Here is a 20,049-nt window from a genome sequence, read left to right as displayed (position 1 = left end):
GCCATGGAAAATCAAAATTTGTTATGCTCATTCTTTACCCGCAAAAGGAGATGGATGATGAATCAAGATGATTTAAAAAAACGTTTAACGCCCTTGCAATATCATGTGACACAAGAAAATGGCACAGAGCGCCCATTTACCAGCCATTACAATGATTTTGATCAAGCCGGCATTTATGTGGACATCATCAGCGGTGAGCCGCTCTTTTGTTCTTTAGATAAATTTGATGCCGGTTGCGGCTGGCCATCATTTAGCCGCCCGATTGAAACCCTCAAAGAGGTGCGCGACTTAAGCCATGGCATGATCCGCACAGAGGTGAGAAGCACACAATCCGATGCGCACCTTGGCCATGTATTTACCGATGGCCCAATGGATATGGGCGGTTTGCGTTATTGCATCAATGGCGCGGCACTGCGTTTTGTGCCTTTAGAAACCATGGCAGAAGAAGGCTATGGCGATTATTTAGCCCTTTTTAAAGTTTAAGCTGCTTTTTGACCTCTTCCACCAACACAGATTGATCCTGCTTACTGAAAAAGCTCATCAATTTGCCATGGCTGTTCATCAAGAAAAAGGGCTTGCTGCCAAAGCTGAACATGCTGAGGTTGCGTGGTTTGAAGCGAAAGCGCTCAACAAAATGTGGATGGGTGACGCGCGTTGGGTCCATCAATATGAGATTCTCATATTGCGCCATGGCTGGATAAGTGTGCGTTTCCCCCATCAATACAATCTGCAATTGATCGTGCCACACCGATTGTAGATGATTAATGTTTTTACTCAATTGCTCTGAATCTGTACTTAAATCCTGAAGATCCATGAATAATGTGGGTTTGCCCAATAGATCGCTCGTGGCATAGAATTTTTGCCCCATGCGCCACTCGATGTACGGCACTGAATCATGCACCACAAGCCCTTGCTGCCCCTCAAAAACAGAGGTGGATTCTGTAGTTAAATAATCAATGAGTTGATCAAGGCGATCACTCAATGCCTCTTTTGAGAGATTACGATACATTTGATGGGCGCTTTGCATGAGCCAACTCTCCGGATCTGAGATCCGCACAAACAGCGGCACATGGTTCACAATCTTCTCTAGGGCTGCCCGTTCAAAATAGAGTTTGGTCAGTGGCGGCAGATAAAATTGATTCAATTGTCGCAAGCGCTCTTTCATCTCATCTCTCCTCAAGTGCCCCCTTTAGGGCATCGATCACATAGGGCAAAGCATGTTGATTTTGTTGCACACAAGCTTCAGCGGCATTTTTCATGCGTCGGCGCACAGCGCGTGCTTCAATGAGTGTGGCCATTTGGGCATCTAATGTCTCTTGTGTGAGGATCTCAATGGCATCGTACGCTTTAAATAGGTTCACCATGTCCATAATGTTATCCACATACGGGCCTGTTGTGATCACTTTTTTAAGGCAAGCGGGCTCTAAAATATTATGTCCACCAATGGGCACAAAGCTGCCGCCCACCGTCACAATGTCTGAAACACCATACAGATAGAGCAACTCGCCAATGCTGTCAAAGAGCCACACATCATTATGATTGAACTCAAAATCCTCAAAGGCGGTTTCACTGCGTGCTTGGCACAAAAAGCCATAATCCTTAATGAGATTACGCACCGCTCTAAAACGCTCAGGGTGCCTTGGGGCAATGGCCAATTTTAAATGGGGATAGCGCTCTTTGAGGGTTTTAAAATGCTCTAAAATGAGCTTTTCTTCCCCTTCATGGCTGCTCGCTAAACACCACAACAGATAATTGTGTTTACCTTTGGTCAGTTGCGTCACTTGATAACTGAAATCTTCTGGCAAAATGGTGAAATATTTTAAATTCCCCATCACCGTCACATGTTTGGCCCCAATGGCGAAAAAACGTGCTTGATCCTCTGCCGTTTGCGCCATCACATGTACGGGCGCCAAAATTTTGGCGATGGTTTTGGGCATCTTTTGATACCCTTTTTGCGAGCGATCCGATAAACAAGCGCTGATGATGAACGTTTCAATCCCCAATCGATGGCATTGATTGAGCAGATTTGGCCAAATTTCCGTCTCCATGATCATTAAAGCCTTAGGGCGCACTTTTTTTAAAAAGCGGCGCACAAAAAAGCCAACATCATGGGGCAGAAAAGTGACCGAAACTTGATCGCCAAAGCTCTTTTCAATCTGCGCGCGCCCCGTTAATGTGGTCGTGGTGATCAAAATATTGCACGATGGCGACGTTTTTAATAATTCGCACACCAAAGGCGTCATTGCGCGCACTTCCCCTAAGGAAACAGCATGCAAAATCACATCATGCGGCTTGACTGCGCGGGAAAACCCTAAGCGCTCAAGGCAATAGCGTGCAGCTTTGCCAGATTTTTTATCTTTCAAATACCGAAATAATAAAACCCATGGCAGGATCACCCACCATAGGATTCTATACACTAAAAATAACATGTCCGATCAATGGCGCTTATAGAGATTTTAAACCTGCGTAATTTGGGTAATTCTTTTGTAAAATGCGTAAGCGATCATTGGCCATATTGTCTAAACCAAGGGCGCGATATGCTTTGACTTGAATGACCAATGCTTCTTGCACAGCCGGTGAGCCATCGTAATTGTCAATCACATATTGTGCTCGGTTCGCCGCCCCAACATACGCTTTACGCTGCATGTAGAAGTTGGCAATGTGAATTTCTGACTGCGCTAAAGTGTTGCGAAGATAAATGACGCGTTTTGCCGCATCTTCTGCATACACACTGTTTGGATATTTATCTAAAATCACCAAGAACGCTTCCATGGAATCAGTGAGCTGCTTTTGATCCACTTTTGTGTGATCTGGCGGTAAGAATTTATCGATGATCGAACGGGCTTTATCAAAGTTCACTAAGCCCTTCATGTACCATGCATAATCCACATGTGGGTGATTTGGGTAAAGTTTAATGAAGTTATCGGCCTCTTGTAAGGCTTCTTTATGATCACGATTGAGGTAATATGCATAAATTTTATTCAACTTAGCTTGTTCTGCATAACTGCCCTGTGGAAAGCGCGCCTCAATCACATCAAAACGCTCAATCGACTCTTTATAACTACCACCATCTAAACTTGATCGACCTTCCTGTAAAAGATCACTGCCTGACATCATACGATAACGATCTTCTTTTTTGGTACTTGAGCATCCAACAATCAACAACATTGTTGATAAAAGTACGCTACAATGCAAAACAGTTTTATTCATATTCAAATCCATGTGATTTAGTGTTTTAACAGAAATTTTAACCAGCCATTATACTCAAATTTATGCAATCGACAGAAACTTTTTCATTGACTATCCCTATGTCTGCCGCTGGCAACCGTTTAGATGTTGTTCTAAGTGAATTGTTACCGAATTATTCCCGCAGTAAAATCCAAGACGCCATCAAAAATGGTCAAACTTTGTTAGATGGTAAACCACCTAAAATCAAAGATAAAGTCTATGGCGGTGAAATCGTCTCCATCACATTGATTTTAGAGCAAGATTATTTAAATGATGCCAAAGCCGAAAACATCCCTTTAAACATTGTCTATGAAGATGACCACATCATGGTGATCAATAAGCCAGCGGGCTTAGTGGTGCACCCTGCAGCGGGCAACCCTGATGGCACCTTATTAAATGCCCTACTCTTTCACAATGAAAACGCGCATTTATTGCCGCGTGCGGGCATTGTGCACCGTTTAGATAAAGACACCACCGGCTTAATGGTGGTCTCTAAAAATTTAGATGCTTATTACCATTTAGTCGAGCAATTGAGTGATCACTCAATGGGCAGAACGTATCATGCCATTGCCACCGGCGAACTCATCTCTGGGCAAACCATTGATGTGCCCATTGGCCGCCACAAAGTGGATCGCAAAAAAATGAGCGCTCAAGCCATTGGCAAACCGGCCATCACCCATTATCGCGTGCTCGATCATTATCGTGGTCACACATTGGTAGAATGTAAGCTTGAAACCGGGCGCACCCATCAAATCCGTGTGCACATGAACTTCATTCATCATCCGCTCTTTGGCGATTCCACCTATGGTTGGCGTTTAAAATTGCCCCCTAAAATGGTGCCAGAACTCGCAGAAGAGTTGCGTCAATTTAAGCGTCAAGCGTTGCATGCGAAAAAACTTGAATTGACCCATCCACATACAGGTAAACGCATGCTCTTTGAATGCGATTATCCTGAAGACTTGGCAAAAATCATGCACGTTTTTGAAGAAGACTATCAACGTAACGAGGATTATTAGAGTCATGACCATCAAAACCATCAATGGATTACCTGTGATCGAACCGAATTGGTCCGTTCCAGCTCATATTAAAGCTTACTCAACCACACGTTTGGGCGGTTTTAGCAGTGCGCCCATTGATGGTTTAAACTTAGCGCTGAGCGTTGAGGATGATCGCGATGATGTGATCAAGAACAGAGCGCGCCTGATGGATGCGCTCAATTTGCCTGAGCCGCCGCGCTGGATCTCTCAAACCCATAGCACCATTGTCCATGATGCAAGTGCTTTAGAGGCGATTTGTGAGGGCGATGCCATTTTTACCACAACGCCCAATCAAGTGTGTGCCATTTTAACGGCGGACTGTTTGCCCATCATTTTAACCAATGAAGCGGGAACATTTGTCTCAGCCATTCATGCTGGCTGGCGCGGTTTACTCAACGGCATCATTGAAAATACGTTATCGGCTTGTCATCACATGGATAACACAACCATCGCATGGTTGGCACCGGCCATTTCCCAAAAAGCCTTTGAAGTGGGCCCTGAAGTGCGTGAAGCCTTTATGGAGAGCAATCCTCAATATGCCGATTGCTTCATCGACAGTGAACGCACTCACCATTTTTATGCGGATCTTTACAGCATTGCCCGCAAAAAACTCACAGATTTTGGCCTCAAAGCCCACAACATCTTTGGCGGTGATTACTGCACACACAGCTCGCCGGATCTCTTTTTCTCCTATCGCAGAGATGGCAAAGCCTCAGGCCGCCAAGCCACACTCATCTGGATGGATGTTTAACCGCATGCCCAATCGTAGAGCACGCGGGTAAAATCACGCTGCTCTAGCGCTTTTGGCGTCATGAAAAATTGAATGGAACCACAATCGCCGATCAACACATCGCCAACACTGTCAATTTGTAACAATAAAAACTGTTGGTTGTCTTCGGGATTACGAGGATCAAACTGCGTAAAATTGGGATATCCACCGACGGCGTGGCCTTGGTTGGCAGCACTCACCGCATCATAAATCGCCATCATCACTGATTCTTCTGTATCCTCATCGTCTAACGATTCGCGATAATGCTCAAGCGCCGCTTTAAAGCTTTCCACCGCTGGTCGATCAAATGATTCTGATTCCAATTCATAAAGTGTTTCTTTCATGCTGGCCGTTAAACCCACTGATTGATCAATGCTCAACACGCCATAATCTTCTACTTTGTCTGCCTGAATGCGCGCTTGCAAATCCTCAAAATGTGCTTGCGTCAATGCAGATTCTGGCAAAATCTCAGCAAAATAGTGCACGGTGCTGCCATTCCCGTTGCCGGTTTTTTCTAAATCTAAACCCATTAAGTCGTCGGTGATGTCATAAAAAAAGCTAAGGATGCCAGACTTTGGCAAATGTTTTAAAGCAGCATCTTGTTCGCATGCGTGTAAAAGCACAGCATCTTTAAAGATGCAAGATAAATTCAGTTGCGCCAATAAGGCTAAGGGCACACCATCATCATTCGTTGGATACGGCATATCTTTCGGGAAATACGGCACGCCGCCGATTTTTGAAGCAAACAAATCCTGATGCACAGCATCCTCTGTGGGTGTCAAAGCAATCGCTGGCGCTGCCGTTTTTGCCAATAATGCTGCCAATTCCTTAGGGATCATTACCAAACCTCCAATGAAGAAAAGCTTAGTATGGCATTTTTTGTACAAAAATAAACCGTGCCACAGTTGCCGGCCATTTCTTTCAGAATTTTTTCTGAAAACCGTGTAAAATCGCCTCTGTTTTTAACTATCCTTAGTTTATCTATCTAATTTTATGACAACTGAATTACCATCTACTTCTAAAACTTTTTACATCCAAACGCAAGGCTGCCAAATGAATGAGTACGACTCAGACAAAATGGCCGATAGCTTAAAAGCGTTCTGTCAGCTTGAAAAAACCACTGATGTGGAAAAAGCGGACGTGATCATTTTAAACACCTGCTCCATTCGCGAAAAAGCCCAAGAGAAAGTATTCTCTGAGTTAGGCCGCTGGCGCGAACTCAAAGCTGCCAACCCAAACATTGTGATTTGTGTGGGCGGCTGTGTCGCGAGCCAAGAAGGTGAATTGATCCGTAAACGTGCGCCTTATGTTGACATTGTGTTTGGCCCACAAACCCTACACCGTTTGCCAAAAATGCTCCACGATGTGTGGAAAGGCAATGGCGCGCAAGTGGACGTCTCTTTCCCTGAGATCGAGAAATTTGACCACTTACCAGAACCTCGTGCTGAAGGACCCTCTGCGTTTGTGTCCATCATGGAAGGCTGTAACAAATATTGTTCATTTTGTATCGTGCCTTATACACGTGGCGAAGAGATCTCTCGCCCTGTGATGGATGTGATCGGTGAGATCGCCATTTTAGCAGAACAAGGCGTGAAAGAGATCAATCTACTTGGTCAAAACGTGAACGATTACCAAGGCGAAATGCCTGATGGCTCCATTTGTGACTTAGCGTTATTGATCGAATACGTAGCAAAAGTTGATGGCATTGACCGCATTCGCTTTACCACATCGCACCCGATTGCCTTCTCTGACCGTTTGATTGAAGTCTATGGCCGCGTGCCTGAATTGGTGTCCCATTTACACTTACCGATTCAATCGGGCTCTGATAAGATTTTGATGGCCATGAAACGTAACCACACGGCGCTTGAGTACAAATCAAAAATCCGTAAGTTACAAAAAGTGCGTCCTGATATTTCATTGTCCACAGACATCATCGTTGGCTTCCCTGGCGAAACGGCTGAAGATTTTGAAAAAACCATGGATTTGGTCAAAGAGTTGAACTACGACATGTCCTTTAGCTTCATCTATTCACCGCGCCCAGGTACGCCGGCAGCATCTTTGCCTGACAATGTGTCCATGGAAGAGAAAAAAGAGCGTTTAGCGCGCCTTCAAGCTCAAATCACGTCACAAGTCAACGCCATTTCACAAAGCATGGTGGGCACAAAACAGCGTATTTTAGTGAGCCGCCCTTCTCGACACGATCCTGAAGTTTTAGCTGGCCGCACTGAAAATAACCGCGTTGTGAACTTCATCGGACCAAAAGAGTTGATTGGTCAGTTCTGTGATGTCATCATTACAGAAGCATTACCAAACTCATTGCGTGGCCGTTTGGTTCTAGAATAATCAAAAAAGGAAGGAATTTATGAAAACTCAACCCGTATCTTACCAATTGATCAGCGAAGACATCGCTGCGTTAGAAACCGATGTATTGGTGGTGAACTGCTATGAAGATGAGCTCTCACCCGATGCTAAAGCACTCGATGCAGCCATGGATGGCTTATTGCAGTCTTTATTAGATTCAGGCGAAATCACTGGGAAAGCGGGTTCAGTTTTCCCAATCTTTCAACCAAAAAACATCAAAGCCCGTTATTTATTGGTGGTGGGCTTTGGTGCACGCGCAAAAGCTTCCGTGGTGACGTTAAGCAAAGCTGTGGATGCTGCAACGCAATGGGTGAAAAAAATGCCCGCGGAAACCATCACATTCTCCATTTTGAGCAATTGTGGTAAAAAAGCGTACACCATCCCCAAAATCATCGAAACGGTTGCGCATGCAACCTACACATTTAATCAATACAAAAGTAAAAAAGATGAGCAAAATGCACAAGTCTATGCCATCAATGTTGCTGCGTTAACTGAAGAGATTAAAGAAGCGTTTGATTATGGTTTAGCCCTTAAAAAAGGCGTTTTGCTCACAAAAGATCTTGGCAACACACCGGCTAATCACTTAACGCCCACAGATTTATCGGACATTGCGGACAATTTAGCCCGTGAATATGATGATTTGCACTGTAAAATCCTCAATGACAGCGACATCAAGCGCTTAGGCATGGGCGCGATTGTGGCTGTATCTCAAGGCAGCGCAGAAGCGCCTAACTTCATCGTCTTAGAATATCATGGCGCCCAAAGCCGTGAAGAAGCACCGATTGTATTGGTGGGCAAAGGCGTGACGTTTGACTCAGGTGGCATCTCCTTAAAACCAGGCGCTGGCATGGATGAGATGAAGTATGACATGTGCGGTGCTGCAAGCGTACTTGGCACCATGAAAGCGGTGGCTGAACTGGCGTTGCCTTTAAACATCGTGGCATTGGTACCGGCAGTTGAAAACATGCCTTCTGGCACCGCCATTAAACCTGGCGATGTGGTGACATCGATGTCCGGTCAAACCATCGAAATTTTAAACACAGATGCCGAAGGCCGCCTCATTTTATGTGATGCTTTAACCTATGCTGAGCAATATGAACCTAAAGCCGTCATTGATGTGGCCACATTAACGGGCGCCATCATCGTGGCCCTTGGTCATGAACCGACAGGTTTATTTGCCAACAATCAAGATTTGGCCGATGCATTGATGGCATCTGGCGAAGCCACCCGTGACCGTGTGTGGCAATTGCCCATGTGGGATGAGTATCAAAGTCAATTAGACAGCCCATTTGCAGACATTGCCAACATTGGCGGTGGCCGTGCAGGTGGCTCAATCACAGCGGCATGCTTTTTATCCCGCTTTACAGAAAAATATGCGTGGGCCCATTTAGACATTGCGGGCACTGCTTGGACATCAGGTGCGAATAAAGGTGCAACGGGTCGCCCTGTTGGCCTATTACTCGATTATCTGAAAAAGCAATCTTTGGCATAAGATAGACGTAGATCAAGCGAAAAGATATACATTAAATTAAAATTATGTAACTATAGATGACTATAGTTACTCCGTTTGTTTTTATTACCCATTAGATAATCAAGGAGAAAATAATGGCTATTCGTGTTGGCATTAATGGTTTTGGACGTATTGGTCGCTTTGTGATGCGCTTAGCACTTGAGCGTAATGACATCGAAATTGTTGGTATCAATGACTTAATTGACGTTGATTACATGGCTTACATGTTGAAATATGACTCAACACACGGTCGTTTTAAAGGCACAGTGGATGTTAAAGATGGTCAATTGATCGTTAATGGTAAAGCCATTCGTGTGACTTCTGAGAAAGATCCTGCAAACCTCAAATGGGGTGACATCAACGTTGACGTTGTTGTAGAAGGTACAGGCATCTTCTTAACTGATGAAAAAGCACGTAAACACATCGAAGCGGGCGCGAAAAAAGTTGTCTTAACGGGCCCTTCTAAAGATGATACGCCAATGTTTGTGATGGGTGTCAACCATGAAACTTATGCAGGTCAAGACATCGTTTCAAACGCATCTTGTACCACAAACTGTTTAGCACCTGTGGCTAAAGTATTGAATGATAACTGGGGCATCACTGAAGGTTTAATGACCACAGTACATGCAACAACAGCAACACAAAAAACTGTGGATGCACCTTCTTCTAAAGATTGGCGCGGTGGTCGTGGCGCTGCTCAAAACATCATTCCATCATCAACAGGTGCCGCTAAAGCTGTGGGCAAAGTGATTCCTGAGTTAAATGGTAAATTAACTGGTATGTCTTTCCGCGTGCCAACACCGGACGTTTCTGTGGTTGACTTAACTGTGAACTTAGCAAAACCTGCCACATATGCTGAAATCTGTGAAAAAATGAAAGCAGAATCAGAAGGTGCATTAAAAGGCATTTTAGGCTACACAGAAGATGCGGTTGTTTCTACTGATTTCTTAGGTGAAACCTGCACATCTGTATTTGATGCAAAAGCTGGCATCGCATTGACAGACAAATTCGTAAAAATCGTTGCTTGGTACGATAACGAAATTGGCTACTCTGCAAAAGTATTAGATCTCGTTGCACACATCTCTAAATAACTCTAAGAGACGACGCTGATCAAAAAAAGCCTTGATATAATTGTTTATCAAGGCTTTTTCTACAATAATGGGTTATACTCAATCAACAATAATCATTCGTACCGACATAAGGAGTCACAATATGTATAAAAAAATCTTATTGGCCATTGATGGTTCTGAAAACTCTCTTCGTGCCGCGGCGGAAGCTGCAAAACTTGCAAAAGCAGATGCCGATGCAGTTGTGGAAATTGTCTATGTCACTGTCCCACCAAAAACAGCGCGTGAAATTTTATTAGAACCTTCTAAAGAAGAACAAGAAAAAGTACGCAATGCAAAAATCCAACCGGTTGAAAAAATCTTAGATGATGCGGCTGTGCAACACAAAACCAGCATCATTACAGGTGAAGCGGCGCCTGCCATTGTGCAACACTCTAAAACAATGGGCGCAGACATCATTGTCATCGGTAGCCGCGGTTTGAATGCCGTTCAAAAATTTGTGCTCGGCGGCGTGAGCAATGATGTGGTGCAAAAAGCCACAGTGCCTGTTTTATTGGTTAAATAATTAAAATCATCAGACTCAAAAAAGCCCATCATTGATGGGCTTTTTTATCATTAATCCACCAAATATTCGCGGATCTCTTTGAGTGCTTTCATCTGAATGCGGCGCACTTTCTCACTCGTTGTGCCTAAAAGCTCACCCACTTCTGCATAGGTTTTGGGTACATCATCATCTAAGCCAAAACGCTCAATGATCACGCGGCGTGACATCTCATCTAAATGGGTTAAACCTGTTTCTAATGCGGACATCAAACAATCTTCCTCCATCATTCCTAGGGCATCATCTGAGCGATGATCACTTGAGAGCATGTCTAATAAAGAGCCCTGCTCATCATTCACTTCCATATCTAATGAAAGAATCATCTCATTTTCAATCAGAAGATCTTCCACCTCTTTGACACTCTTTTGTGCCACTTGTGCAATCTCTGCATAAGTGGGCTCACGATTGAGGGTTTTCCCTAAATCACGTTGAATCTTTAAAATACGATTAATGGCTTTGTGTAAATGAATCGGCAAACGCACCGCGCGCCCCGTATTCATAATGTCACGCTCAATGGCATGACGAATCCACCACACTGCATAGGTAGAAAAGCGGTAATTCATCTCAGGGTCAAACTTCTCCACCGCCTGCATCAATCCCATATTGCCTTCAGCAATGAGATCGCTCAATGGAATGTCACGATTGGCATAGCGTTTTGCAATTGCGATCACAAGACGCAGATTACTTTCGATCATCTCTTGACGCGCCGCTTGATCCCCAGCTTTAATGCGATGGGCCAATGCTTTTTCTTCATCAGCCGTTAATAATGTACGACTTGAGAGATCACTGAAATACATGCTTAAGGAATCAGAAATATCAATATTACTGTGTTTATCATGATTTGTGACAATATTTGTAAACTCATCTTTATCGCGGATGAGGTCAGAACCTTCTACGGATTCTTGATCCCACTCACCGAGTAAACCTTCCTTATTCATTGACAACCCTTATTGATTGATATTTCTTTACTAAAATAGTTTGTGTAACTCATTAATTTGTCTGTATGATTTGACGCCGACAATCATATAGACAATGGCATGATTGATAAAATAAAAAACCCTTATCATCATCTTTTAAAAAGATTATAATGAAACGTTCTATCTGTATGCCTTCATTACCAATGCGATCAATTATATATTTTTGTTAGGAAATATCAACAAAATAAATGATTTTGACTGTTTTACTGACAGCTCTAATGGGTAAAATTCACTATTTATCAATGAGATTGATAAAAATTATCACCACCATTGTTAAAATAAGTAAATTTAGTCCTATATGAGAAATGTAAAGATTGCGAATGATTCACATCTAAAATTCAGTGATTTTGCGCAATATTTATTCAATACTTGGGTGAATGTAAATGGCAAAACCATCTTCATCCAACGAATGACAACGCCGCCAAGTCGGCGCATATGTTTGAATGTACTGCGCTGCTTTGTGATCCGGCGCTGTTTCATACCGCACTTTTGCTCTGCACTCAAGCTGCCAATTGACGGAAGGCGTCACGGAAATGGCACCTTCTTGCGCCACTTGATGACTCAAATACTCAGCAATGATTGTTGGCAATTCATCGGTAGATAACGTCACCACCGCATGTTCGCCACTGCCGGGGAATTTGCCTGCATAAGCGCGATATTGATTGGTGATGAGGAAAAACTCATCATTATCTTTGATCGGTGCACCCTGATGCGTCAAGTCCACAATGCGCTGCGCGGCATCATTCACCAAGCGACATTCTCCATTGTATCGACGAGGCTGCTGCACATCGACGGTGTATTCAATGCCTTTGATCACATCGCGATTGTATCCACGGTGCTTTGACCAGTTGATCAGCGGCTGCGCGGTGCCATGCAGTTGATCATCAATGGCAAAATAGATGCTGTTTGCGCATTCGAGCCATTCACGCAGATCACGCCCATTGATGCGCAAAATGGCCAGCTGATTGTTAAAAGGATATAAATCCGCCACATTTTTAAAAGTTAAAATGCCAGGCTCAATCCATGTGAAATCATGTGGGGCATTTTTACGTCCGCCCACTTTAAATGCCGGCACAGCACTCAATAAAGGGCGCGGTTCGACATCAAGCGATGCCAACAATTTTTCCCCGTACCAAAATTGCGCGCGGGCAACCAGCTCTATGCACGCATCATCTTTAACCAAGCTCATTGCACTTGAAAATTGCGTCACATTATGGCCAATCGGATCATTCATGCGCGCCAGCGTTAATTTGTGTTCACGTGCCACCAATGGAAAGAGCGAATGAGTCTCATCCCCTTGCCCATCATTATCTATCATATCAGGTGCAATATGATCCACATGCCAACCACTCTCATCATGAGAAAGCGCCACATTAAAACATCCCAAATATTGCCCAAAAGCCCCTGGCATCACCACAGGCACTGCACGGCTGCCAATTGTTTCAGCCATCACGCCATGAGCATGCCCTGCCACAATGGCATCCACGCCCTCAATCTCTGCAATGTAAGCGGCACTGTTTTCTGCCCCCGTTTGATAAGGACGTTCACTGATGCCAGAATGGGACAATGCAATGATCAAATCTGCGCCTTTGGCTTTCATCTCTGTCACATAATGGGCAATGGCAGCTGTGATGTCTTTGACCACTAAACGCTCATGCGGATCTTCTGACAAGACTTTATGATTCCACAGCATCACTTGAGGCGGCAGAGCACCAATGACACCAATGGTGATCGGTTGCGACTCACCATTGTCTAGGATGATTGATCGATTTAATAATAAATAGGGTGCAAGCCAAGGCGTGCCCGCTGCTGTTTCAATGTTCGCACTCGTGACAGGATGGTGCCAATCTTCAATCGCTTTATGAAGATACGCCAAACCAAAATCGAATTCGTGATTGCCAAGGGTGGCGCCATCATATTGAAGGGCGTTCATCAACGTGACCATCGGATGCTGATGCGCCATGGCATCATCGCGAAGATAATTACCAATGGGATTGCCCTGCAGGCAATCCCCATTGTCTAATAACAGTGTATTTGGCTCTGTGCGGCGGATTTCGCCGATCACATCCGCAAGCCCCATCAACCCAACATCAAGAAGCGACTGATCACGATAATAATCATAATTCGTGACATGTGCATGTAAATCCGTGGTGGCTAAAATGCAAAGTTTCGCTCGCTGAAGGGTCATGTCACTGTCGTTATCCTTGCTCACTCAATGAAGAGAGCATGTCCGCTTGATGCTCTTGAATGAGTGGATTGATCACTTGATCTAAATCGCCGCCCATGATGTCCTCTAATTTATAAAGGGTCAAGTTAATGCGATGATCGGTAATGCGACCTTGCGGATAGTTATATGTGCGAATGCGCTCTGAGCGATCACCTGAACCCACAAGACTTCTGCGATTTTCACTCATGGCTTTTTGCTCTTTCTCACGCTCTGCTTCCAATAAACGTGAGGCCAATAAGCTCATGGCACGCGCACGGTTTTTGTGCTGAGAACGCTCATCTTGACACTCCACAACAGTACCTGTCGGTAAATGCGTAATACGGATGGCAGAATCCGTTTTATTCACGTGCTGACCACCGGCGCCCGATGCACGGAACGTATCCACTTTTAAATCAGCAGGATTGATGTTCACCACTTCTGTTTCTGGCACTTCTGGCAAAATGGCCACAGTGGCCGCCGATGTATGCACGCGACCTTGTGATTCTGTCTCTGGCACACGTTGTACACGGTGCGCACCGGATTCAAACTTCAAGCGCGAATACGCGCCATGACCAATCACACGCGCAATGATCTCTTTAAAGCCACCATGTTCACCGCGGTTTTCAGAGACAATTTCCACCTGCCAGCGCAATGTTTCTGCATAACGTGCATACATATTGAATAAGTCACCGGCAAAAATCGCCGCTTCATCGCCGCCCGTTCCGGCACGAATCTCTAAGAAGATGTTGCTGTCATCGTTTGGATCTTTCGGTAAGAGCAGAATTTGTAATTTCTTTTCTAACGCTGCTTGCTGCTCTTGCAAAATGGGCAATTCTTCTTTTGCCATCTCTTTGAGCTCGGCATCATTGCTCTCTAGCATCTCTTTCGCTTCAGTGAGGTTAAACTCATTGGTTTTCCATGCAGTGAATTCTTCCACAACAGGCGTCAATTGAGCATACTCTTGCGAGAGCTCACGGAATTTATTTTGATCGGTGATGATTTCAGGTTCAGAGAGTAAGACACCCACTTCTTGATGACGCTCAATCAACTGATCTAACTTACGGATAATCGATGGATTCATAAAATTTTACTATATTCTTCTAGAAGAGATAAAATAGCCATTATCGCAGAATATTTACAATTCGTGTACCCGATAGGACAAAATTTATGAAATGGCTTCACGCTCTCATCGCCTTTTTGGCAGGCTTGGTTTTTTATTTAAGTTACAATTTGTGGTTTCAAGAGGATCAAGGTTATGCCTCGCTAGAAAAACTGGCCGCACAGATCGAAACCGTCAATCAACAAAATAAACTGCTTGAAGCGCGCAACACAGCCCTTGAAGTCAAGATCAAAAGCCTAAAAACAGATGTCCAAGCCCAAGAAGAGCTCGCTCGCCATAAACTTGGCCTCATTCAAGAGGATGAAACTTTCTATCAAATCCTGCCAAGTGAAGAGGAGCATCGCCATTATGACTAAACTCAATCAATCGATCATTGTGGGCATTGCCTGCTGCTTTGTGGTGGCTGTGGGCGCTCATATTTTGGGCGTCCGATTCCCACTCATTGGCGGGGCGGTGTTTGGGATTACCCTTGGCATCATTCTCAATGCATTATTTGCCAAAACCTCTGAAAAAATCAGCAAAGGCAGCAGCTTTGCCGGCAAAAAAATGCTCCATTACGCGATCATTCTCTTGGGCTTTGAGATGAGCATTCAAGAAGTCTTGAATGTGGGATTAAATTCATTGTGGATCATGCTCTTTACCTTAGCGGCCACCTTCATCACCGCCATCATTGTAGCCAAAATGCTGAAAATTGATTTTGTCACCGGCACATTAATTGGCGTTGGCACCAGCATTTGTGGTGGATCTGCCATTGCGGCCACAGCGCCTGTGGTGCGCGCAGATAGCCAACAGATCGCCTATGCCATTGCCACCATCTTTTTATTCAACATCGCCGCTGTTTTTATCTTCCCTGCCCTCGGCCATCTTTTTCATATGAATGATGAAGCCTTTGGTTTATGGGCCGGCACTGCCATCAATGATACATCCTCTGTCTTAGCCGCCGCTTATTCCTACAGTGATGCATCCGGCAGCCTTGCCACCATTGTTAAACTAACGCGCACATTAATGATCGTTCCCATCACATTTTTTCTCTCTTTATATATGGCCAAAGCAAAAAGTGCCGGCGATGATTATGAATTTAAACTCACCAAAGCGGTGCCTTACTTCATCACAGGCTTTATCATCACCACCTTGATCAATTCTCTGAACATCATCCCGCATGAGATCACCCATGGTTTGGCACAATTTGGTAAATTTTTAATCATTGTGGCGCTTGTGGGCATTGGGCTCAACACAGATTTAATGAAATTGCTGAAAAATGGGCTTCGTCCCATTATAATGGGCGCCATTTGTTGGGCGGTGCTCTCTGTCACGGCACTCATCGTACTCTACAGCATGGGGCATTTAGCCTAACCCGACGCAGCAATAAAGGACACAATTAACATTATGGCGACTCAGCTCAAGCGCGGATTGACGCCGCGCCACGTTTTATTCATTGGCTTAGGTTCTGCCGTGGGCACCGGTCTATTTTATGGTTCAGCAAATGCCATTGAATTGGCAGGACCTGCCGTTCTCATCGCCTATTTTTTATCTGGCATCGCCGTCTTTATGGTGATGCGCGCTTTAGGCGAGATGATCATGCATCATCCAATGCCGGGCGCTTTTGGGGCATATGCCACCAAATATTTAGGCCCCCTTGCAGGCTTCATCACAGGTTGGACCTATGTGTTTGAAATGGCGCTTGTGTGCATCGCAGATGTCACCGCCTTTGCCATCTACATGGGTTTATGGTATCCCGATGTGGCGCCATGGATTTGGGCATTGGCCATCACTTTAATTTTATGTGGCATTAACCTATGCGCGGTTAAAATGTTTGGCGAGCTTGGTTTTTGGCTCTCTTTGATCAAAGTCATCTCCATCATCGCCATGATCATTGCAGGTGGTTACATCCTCATGAGCCACATGCACTTAAATGTGCCCCTTGAATTCACCCCAAGCCTCAGCAATCTTTGGAGCCACGATGGCTTTGCCCCTTTTGGTATTACAGGCATCATCATTTCACTCTCAGTGGTGGTGTTCTCCTTTGGTGGCGTTGAAACGTTGGGGCTGACAGCATTAGAAGCAGAAAACCCTGAAAAAACCATTCCGATGTCCATCAATGTAGTGCCAGTGCAAATTTTACTCTTTTACTTTTTAGCCCTCCTTGTGCTCATGGCGCTTTTCCCGTGGAATCACATTGGCTTAGGTGCCAGCCCATTTGTCACCATTTTTAAAAGCCTTGGCATTGATTATGCTGCAAATTTACTCAATATTGTGGTGATCACGGCGGCGATCTCTGCCATCAACAGTGACATCTTTGGTGCCGGCCGCATGATGCACGGGCTCAGTGAGCAAGGTCAAGCCCCCAAAGCATTGAGCACACTCTCTAAAAGTGGCGTCCCCATTGTGGCGATCGCCATCATGTTTATGGTGATGATCATCGGCGTTGTGCTCAACTACTTTTTCCATGATGGGCTCTTTTTGGTGATTGCCGCAATGGCCACCTTTGCCACCGTTTGGGTGTGGCTGACTGTCCTCATCTCCCAAGTGGGCATGCGTCGACAATTGAGTAAAACCCAAATTGCCAACCTTAAATTCCCTGTGCCCTTTTGGCCGATTGGGCCTGCCCTTGCCATTGCCTTTATGCTCTTTGTGGTGGGTGTGCTGGGTTATTATGCCCCCGTTCGCAATGCCTTATATGCCGGCATCATTTGGCTTGTGGTGTTAACTGTTTGTTACTATGTATGGATCAAGCCCAATGCAAAAAATCGCCTTTAATGACCTTCAGGAACAGCCTTGGAAAAATGGCCTTGGAACCACTCGCGAGGTGATGATTCATCCACCACATGCATCTATGGACGACTTCATATGGCGCTTGAGTATGGCATCGGTTGAACACACAGGGCCTTTTTCTCATTTCCCGCATCGCCAGCGCAGTTTAGCGTTGGTGACCGGTCAATCGATCGAGCTCTCTATTAATGGCGCATTGCACACGTTAACGCCCACGGGGCAACCCATCACATTTAGTGGTGACAGCAACACCATCATGACCCATTGCACAATGCCCGCTTTAGATTGTGGCATCATTACCGATACACGCTTGGCCGCGCATTCCATGGTGCGCATGGATTTTACTGATCAAGAATATCAGCGATCTTCTTTGACCACTTGCATCATTGCACTGGCGGCCTGCTCAATCAATGGACAAGTGCTTGAACCCTTGGATACACTATTTTTCTCAGATCATGATGCCATGCACTTAATATTTAAGGCTCAATTTTCAATGGCTTCCTGCCTGATTGTCGAGATTGACCTCAAATAGCCCTTGACACTTTTTATCTGAAATGGTTTGATACTTTTCAGTTCAACAATGTTACTAAAGTAAACTTAAACATGACCCACCCATCCGCGTTAATGATGATGCTTTAGAGAGTTACTCACTTGAGTGGCTCTCGAACCTTACTGTAGAGTCACTCTAACGCTCATCTTTACCCGAAAATTGATCAACCAGAGTGACGACACTCTGGTTTTTTTATGGATGAAATAAAAGGAGAACAACCATGCCCGTGATTATTCCGGAAAATTTACCCGCTTCACAAATTCTCAAAGATCATGGCATCTTTGTGATGAATCCAGAACGCGCCAATACGCAGGACATTCGCCCTGTGCGCATCTGTATTTTGAACTTAATGCCTGACAAAATCACTGCAGAAACTCAATTGCTGAGTAAACTCAGTAACGGTATTTTACAAGTGGACATCACACTGCTTGCCATCGAAAACCACACTTCAAAAAACACCAAGCAAGTGCATTTAGATGAGTTTTACCGATTTTTCAGCGACATTGAAGATGAATATTTCGATGGCATGATCATCACAGGCGCTCCCATTGAGCTCTTAGATTTTAAAGAAGTGACGTATTGGGATGAATTGACCAAGATCTTTGAATGGAGTAAAACCCATGTCTTTGCTTCCCTCTTTATCTGTTGGGGCAGCCAAGCGGCTTTGAAGTATTTTTATGACATTGAGAAAAACATCTTTAAAGAAAAATTAACGGGTGTCTTTGAACACATCAAAGAAAAGCCGGACTCAAAACTGCTCATCGGCATCGATGATCTATTTTATGTGCCTCAATCACGCAATACAGAGAGCGACCCGATTGCCACGCGCAATCATCCTGAATTGGAAGTGATTGCCAGCTCTGAAGTCTCTGGCATTCATTTAGTGGCCTCAAAAAATGGGCGCCAAGTCTTTATGAGTGGTCATCCTGAATATGGTAAAGAGACGCTCTTAAAAGAGTATCAACGTGACTCTGCCCTAGGCATGATGACCATTCCGAGCAACTACTTTAAAAACGATGATCCGAATGAGGCCATTCAAACCCGTTGGATGAGTGCATCAAGCATTTTCTTCCAAAATTGGCTCAATTATTTTGTCTATCAAGAGACAGATTATGACTTTACGTCAAAAAAATCGTAAATCATCCTGATTAAATGTATAAATTATGGATCAGAAATCATTTTCTGATCTATAATCATTCATCCCTTTTGAGACAATGCAGAATGAATGATTATGAATAAGATTTTTTCGGTTGCCCTGGTATCCCTTTTAACGGTGGGTTGCGCAAGTACACAGACACAAAAAAGCGCCCCAATTGTTGCTCAAGCAAGCGTTGCCACAAGCGCTCAACCTAAAGCAAAACCTGTCGCGAGAACAAATGTGACGGTCAGCGCCGCACCCGCAGCCTTAAGAGACAGCCACGTTGTCACCACGGCACTGCAAAATCAATTAAAACAATGGAAAGGCACGCCCTATAAATTAGGCGGTAACTCTTTAAATGGCATCGATTGCTCTGCCTTTGTGCAGCGCACCTTTACAGATAAATTTGCCATCGCCATTCCACGCACCACAGTGGCACAAAAAAATGTTGGCATCCAGATTGCTAAAGAGGATTTAAAACCGGGCGATTTGATTTTCTTTAAAACCAATTGGGGACAAAATCGCACAGGATTGCATGTGGGCATCTACAACGGCAACAATCAATTCATCCATGCATCGACGTCAAAAGGCGTGATGACTTCTTCGTTGAATGACAAATATTGGAAGCAGCGCTTTTATCAAGCCCGCCGCGTGCAACAAAGCAAAAGCACGCAAGTGGCACTCAATACATAGTCACAATAAAAAAGCAGCAAACG

Annotated in this window: 20 protein-coding genes; 13 read left to right on the top strand and 7 right to left on the bottom strand. The window is 44.6% G+C overall.

Features of this window, described 5'->3' with window-relative positions:
• Positions 1-57: 57 nt before the first annotated feature.
• Positions 58-483: a peptide-methionine (R)-S-oxide reductase MsrB gene (gene msrB / locus B9T20_RS00550; RefSeq protein WP_094489326.1), complete on the top strand. Its 426-nt coding sequence runs from the start codon at positions 58-60 to the stop codon at positions 481-483.
• Here msrB and B9T20_RS00545 read toward each other — a convergent pair.
• Genes B9T20_RS00545 through B9T20_RS00535 form a run of 3 tightly spaced genes read right to left on the bottom strand, consistent with a single transcriptional unit; the run spans position 473 to position 3,210 of the window.
• On the bottom strand, positions 473-1,165 hold the full coding sequence (locus tag B9T20_RS00545; RefSeq protein WP_094489325.1) for a hypothetical protein: 693 nt from the start codon (positions 1,163-1,165) through the stop codon (positions 473-475). The two genes, msrB and B9T20_RS00545, sit on opposite strands and share 11 nt — an antisense overlap.
• Before the next feature lies 1 nt (position 1,166).
• Entirely contained in the window at positions 1,167-2,429 is a 1,263-nt protein-coding gene (locus tag B9T20_RS00540; RefSeq protein WP_094489324.1) for a 3-deoxy-D-manno-octulosonic acid transferase, read from the bottom strand.
• A gap of 16 nt (positions 2,430-2,445) precedes the next feature.
• Positions 2,446-3,210: an outer membrane protein assembly factor BamD gene (locus B9T20_RS00535; RefSeq protein WP_094489323.1), complete on the bottom strand. Its 765-nt coding sequence runs from the start codon at positions 3,208-3,210 to the stop codon at positions 2,446-2,448.
• A gap of 62 nt (positions 3,211-3,272) precedes the next feature.
• Here B9T20_RS00535 and rluD point away from each other — a divergent pair, with 62 nt between their 5' ends.
• A complete protein-coding gene (gene rluD / locus B9T20_RS00530; protein ID WP_094489322.1) occupies positions 3,273-4,244 on the top strand; it encodes a 23S rRNA pseudouridine(1911/1915/1917) synthase RluD in 972 nt (323 codons plus the stop codon).
• A 4-nt stretch (positions 4,245-4,248) separates the two neighbouring features.
• A complete protein-coding gene (gene pgeF / locus B9T20_RS00525) occupies positions 4,249-5,016 on the top strand; it encodes a peptidoglycan editing factor PgeF (RefSeq protein WP_094489321.1) in 768 nt (255 codons plus the stop codon).
• Here the strand turns inward: pgeF and B9T20_RS00520 are convergent.
• Entirely contained in the window at positions 5,013-5,873 is an 861-nt protein-coding gene (locus B9T20_RS00520; protein ID WP_094489320.1) for a YwqG family protein, read from the bottom strand. The two genes, pgeF and B9T20_RS00520, sit on opposite strands and share 4 nt — an antisense overlap.
• Before the next feature lie 154 nt (positions 5,874-6,027).
• Here B9T20_RS00520 and miaB point away from each other — a divergent pair, with 154 nt between their 5' ends.
• The 4 genes from miaB to B9T20_RS00500 all read left to right on the top strand — a co-directional run bounded on the left by miaB (position 6,028) and on the right by B9T20_RS00500 (position 10,537).
• Positions 6,028-7,377: a tRNA (N6-isopentenyl adenosine(37)-C2)-methylthiotransferase MiaB gene (gene miaB / locus B9T20_RS00515; RefSeq protein ID WP_094489319.1), complete on the top strand. Its 1,350-nt coding sequence runs from the start codon at positions 6,028-6,030 to the stop codon at positions 7,375-7,377.
• 19 nt (positions 7,378-7,396) lie between these two features.
• Positions 7,397-8,887: a leucyl aminopeptidase gene (locus tag B9T20_RS00510; RefSeq protein WP_094489318.1), complete on the top strand. Its 1,491-nt coding sequence runs from the start codon at positions 7,397-7,399 to the stop codon at positions 8,885-8,887.
• Between the two features lie 113 nt (positions 8,888-9,000).
• On the top strand, positions 9,001-9,996 hold the full coding sequence (gene gap / locus B9T20_RS00505; RefSeq protein WP_008314768.1) for a type I glyceraldehyde-3-phosphate dehydrogenase: 996 nt from the start codon (positions 9,001-9,003) through the stop codon (positions 9,994-9,996).
• Positions 9,997-10,117: 121 nt separating this feature from the next.
• Positions 10,118-10,537: a universal stress protein gene (locus B9T20_RS00500; protein WP_094489317.1), complete on the top strand. Its 420-nt coding sequence runs from the start codon at positions 10,118-10,120 to the stop codon at positions 10,535-10,537.
• Positions 10,538-10,587: 50 nt separating this feature from the next.
• Here B9T20_RS00500 and B9T20_RS00495 read toward each other — a convergent pair whose 3' ends face one another.
• The 3 genes from B9T20_RS00495 to prfA all read right to left on the bottom strand — a co-directional run bounded on the left by B9T20_RS00495 (position 10,588) and on the right by prfA (position 14,837).
• Entirely contained in the window at positions 10,588-11,511 is a 924-nt protein-coding gene (locus B9T20_RS00495) for an RNA polymerase sigma factor RpoD/SigA (RefSeq protein ID WP_008314771.1), read from the bottom strand.
• Positions 11,512-11,908: 397 nt separating this feature from the next.
• Positions 11,909-13,738, bottom strand: a complete 1,830-nt coding sequence (locus B9T20_RS00490; RefSeq protein ID WP_094489316.1) for a bifunctional 2',3'-cyclic-nucleotide 2'-phosphodiesterase/3'-nucleotidase — start codon at positions 13,736-13,738, stop codon at positions 11,909-11,911.
• 10 nt (positions 13,739-13,748) lie between these two features.
• Complete coding sequence (gene prfA / locus B9T20_RS00485) at positions 13,749-14,837, bottom strand: peptide chain release factor 1 (protein ID WP_094489315.1); 1,089 nt, start codon at positions 14,835-14,837, stop codon at positions 13,749-13,751.
• An 86-nt stretch (positions 14,838-14,923) separates the two neighbouring features.
• Here prfA and B9T20_RS00480 point away from each other — a divergent pair, with 86 nt between their 5' ends.
• The 6 genes from B9T20_RS00480 (at position 14,924) to B9T20_RS00455 (ending at position 20,026) form a co-directional block, all read left to right on the top strand.
• Positions 14,924-15,232 (top strand): septum formation initiator family protein, encoded by a 309-nt coding sequence (locus tag B9T20_RS00480; protein WP_094489314.1) that lies wholly within the window; start codon positions 14,924-14,926, stop codon positions 15,230-15,232.
• The gene (locus B9T20_RS00475) at positions 15,225-16,229 is read left to right on the top strand and encodes a YeiH family protein (protein ID WP_094489313.1); all 1,005 of its coding nucleotides are present in this window, start codon (positions 15,225-15,227) and stop codon (positions 16,227-16,229) included. Before B9T20_RS00480 ends, B9T20_RS00475 begins: the two co-directional genes overlap by 8 nt.
• A 33-nt stretch (positions 16,230-16,262) precedes the next feature.
• Complete coding sequence (locus B9T20_RS00470; protein ID WP_094489312.1) at positions 16,263-17,633, top strand: amino acid permease; 1,371 nt, start codon at positions 16,263-16,265, stop codon at positions 17,631-17,633.
• Positions 17,614-18,177, top strand: a complete 564-nt coding sequence (locus B9T20_RS00465) for a HutD family protein (protein ID WP_094489311.1) — start codon at positions 17,614-17,616, stop codon at positions 18,175-18,177. Before B9T20_RS00470 ends, B9T20_RS00465 begins: the two co-directional genes overlap by 20 nt.
• Positions 18,178-18,415: 238 nt before the next feature.
• Positions 18,416-19,333, top strand: coding sequence for a homoserine O-succinyltransferase (metA, locus tag B9T20_RS00460; protein ID WP_094489310.1), 918 nt, complete (start codon positions 18,416-18,418; stop codon positions 19,331-19,333).
• A 93-nt stretch (positions 19,334-19,426) separates the two neighbouring features.
• On the top strand, positions 19,427-20,026 hold the full coding sequence (locus B9T20_RS00455; protein WP_094489309.1) for an NlpC/P60 family protein: 600 nt from the start codon (positions 19,427-19,429) through the stop codon (positions 20,024-20,026).
• Positions 20,027-20,049 lie beyond the last annotated feature (23 nt).

Source organism: Wohlfahrtiimonas sp. G9077 (genome assembly GCF_002252155.1).
Lineage (GTDB): Bacteria > Pseudomonadota > Gammaproteobacteria > Cardiobacteriales > Wohlfahrtiimonadaceae > Wohlfahrtiimonas.
This window is presented reverse-complemented; position numbering and strand designations above follow the sequence as displayed.

Bases quoted from the DNA above. Each gene is read 5' to 3' on its own strand.
- msrB (WP_094489326.1), top strand. From the start codon at position 58: ATGAATCAAGATGATTTAAAAAAACGTTTAACGCCCTTGCAATATCAT.
- B9T20_RS00495 (WP_008314771.1), bottom strand. From the start codon at position 11,511: ATGAATAAGGAAGGTTTACTCGGTGAGTGGGATCAAGAATCCGTAGAA.
- B9T20_RS00540 (WP_094489324.1), bottom strand. From the start codon at position 2,429: ATGTTATTTTTAGTGTATAGAATCCTATGGTGGGTGATCCTGCCATGG.
- B9T20_RS00545 (WP_094489325.1), bottom strand. From the start codon at position 1,165: ATGAAAGAGCGCTTGCGACAATTGAATCAATTTTATCTGCCGCCACTG.
- B9T20_RS00500 (WP_094489317.1), top strand. From the start codon at position 10,118: ATGTATAAAAAAATCTTATTGGCCATTGATGGTTCTGAAAACTCTCTT.
- B9T20_RS00535 (WP_094489323.1), bottom strand. From the start codon at position 3,210: ATGAATAAAACTGTTTTGCATTGTAGCGTACTTTTATCAACAATGTTG.
- gap (WP_008314768.1), top strand. From the start codon at position 9,001: ATGGCTATTCGTGTTGGCATTAATGGTTTTGGACGTATTGGTCGCTTT.
- prfA (WP_094489315.1), bottom strand. From the start codon at position 14,837: ATGAATCCATCGATTATCCGTAAGTTAGATCAGTTGATTGAGCGTCAT.
- metA (WP_094489310.1), top strand. From the start codon at position 18,416: ATGCCCGTGATTATTCCGGAAAATTTACCCGCTTCACAAATTCTCAAA.
- B9T20_RS00490 (WP_094489316.1), bottom strand. From the start codon at position 13,738: ATGACCCTTCAGCGAGCGAAACTTTGCATTTTAGCCACCACGGATTTA.
- rluD (WP_094489322.1), top strand. From the start codon at position 3,273: ATGCAATCGACAGAAACTTTTTCATTGACTATCCCTATGTCTGCCGCT.
- pgeF (WP_094489321.1), top strand. From the start codon at position 4,249: ATGACCATCAAAACCATCAATGGATTACCTGTGATCGAACCGAATTGG.
- B9T20_RS00480 (WP_094489314.1), top strand. From the start codon at position 14,924: ATGAAATGGCTTCACGCTCTCATCGCCTTTTTGGCAGGCTTGGTTTTT.
- B9T20_RS00475 (WP_094489313.1), top strand. From the start codon at position 15,225: ATGACTAAACTCAATCAATCGATCATTGTGGGCATTGCCTGCTGCTTT.
- B9T20_RS00470 (WP_094489312.1), top strand. From the start codon at position 16,263: ATGGCGACTCAGCTCAAGCGCGGATTGACGCCGCGCCACGTTTTATTC.
- B9T20_RS00455 (WP_094489309.1), top strand. From the start codon at position 19,427: ATGAATAAGATTTTTTCGGTTGCCCTGGTATCCCTTTTAACGGTGGGT.
- B9T20_RS00465 (WP_094489311.1), top strand. From the start codon at position 17,614: ATGCAAAAAATCGCCTTTAATGACCTTCAGGAACAGCCTTGGAAAAAT.
- B9T20_RS00520 (WP_094489320.1), bottom strand. From the start codon at position 5,873: ATGATCCCTAAGGAATTGGCAGCATTATTGGCAAAAACGGCAGCGCCA.
- miaB (WP_094489319.1), top strand. From the start codon at position 6,028: ATGACAACTGAATTACCATCTACTTCTAAAACTTTTTACATCCAAACG.
- B9T20_RS00510 (WP_094489318.1), top strand. From the start codon at position 7,397: ATGAAAACTCAACCCGTATCTTACCAATTGATCAGCGAAGACATCGCT.